General features: G+C 53.1%; 1 protein-coding gene. It reads right to left on the bottom strand.

Features of this window, described 5'->3' with window-relative positions:
- Positions 1 to 264 precede the first annotated feature (264 nt).
- Positions 265 to 1,279 (bottom strand): glycoside hydrolase family 172 protein (locus tag AB5213_RS17120; RefSeq protein WP_368277032.1); only part of this gene is annotated, 1,015 nt, incomplete at its 5' end.

Genomic DNA, 1,279 nt, shown 5'->3' with positions numbered 1-1,279 from the left:
CCCTTCTTCCAGAACTGTTCCTTGTATTACTCTCGCTTGTTGAATCTCATTAGAAGTATCTACGCCATGCTCAGATACTTGAATAGATCCATTTGTCCCCGATGCAGCGGTTGCAAGGGGCAAATTATCCCCTGCATACACTGCAAATGATAGCATTGATGCCAATGCTATGAAACCATTCCTTTTAAAAGAAATCCTCATAATACTTTGATTTAATAGTTAATAAAAAAACAACGTAATTTTAAATATCGGGTATACCCAATTTTACCATCTTGGAATTTCCAAATCGTCCTTGCTCGGCAAAGCCGGGAATTTGGCATGCGGCTCGGCCTGGTACCAGAAAGTGGTCGACGAGATATCCGACTTCTGGTTGTTGTAGCGTCCGTCATGACGCCATCCCAAATCCTGTATCGTGACCTTCAGGTCCTTGTCGAAGCGTACCGGGTCAAGGATATGCCAGCGGTACAGCCCGAAAGCGGTCACCGCACGGTACAGCCCGTCGGGACGGATTACCTGGTGCATGCCGGCATAGGGGGTGGTGAACTCCTGGTACTGGCGCGTCTTCTGGTCCTCGAAATTGTACGAGCCGCAGAAGTAGTCCTCAGTCCCGGTCCCGCAGATAGTCGGGTATTCCTTGTCACCGTCCATGTAGAACTTGATTTCCCCTTCACCCCACCAGCAGTTGTCGTTTACACGCCATGCCAGGTAGGTACCCACGTACTGTCCCTTGCCCTTCACACCGTCAATCAGCGTGTGCAGCGACCCCTGGGTCGGGTTGGAGCGGCGGAACTGCGCGTGGAAGTAGGCCTCGTCCTCAGGAACTTCTGTCAAGGTGTAGTTGATTTGGTAGTACAGGCGCATCTCCTCGGCGGTGTTGATGTTCTCCAGCGTGATACGGGCTTTCTTGCGGAAAGGCATCTTCCAGTAGCAGTTGAAGGCGCTGCCCGGATTCACGCAAACGGCCAGTGAGGAGAGCTGTGCATATTCATTGTATGCGCTGCAGAAGAAGTCACCCACCGGACATTCGACGGAAGGCTCCTTCTCATCGTCCCAGTACATTCTCAGGATGGAGAAGCGCCAGTTCCCGGTCGGTGTCATCCAGATCTGCTGGATGGCTCCCGGACCCTCGATTTCCGCAATCGTGATTGTCTCTCCCGGTTTCACGATGATGAAGGGGTTTACCTTCCAACCCTTGCCCAGGTCCTTGGCCGCATGGTGGGCGTTGGCCACATTGCGCTGGTCCTTGTCCCTGACCGGATCGGCCATGCCGCCCTTGCCC

Source organism: Coprococcus sp. RTP21204st1_G4_RTP21204_210225, assembly GCF_040915385.1.
Taxonomy (GTDB): Bacteria; Bacillota; Clostridia; order Lachnospirales; family Lachnospiraceae; genus Allocoprococcus; species Allocoprococcus comes.
This window is presented reverse-complemented; position numbering and strand designations above follow the sequence as displayed.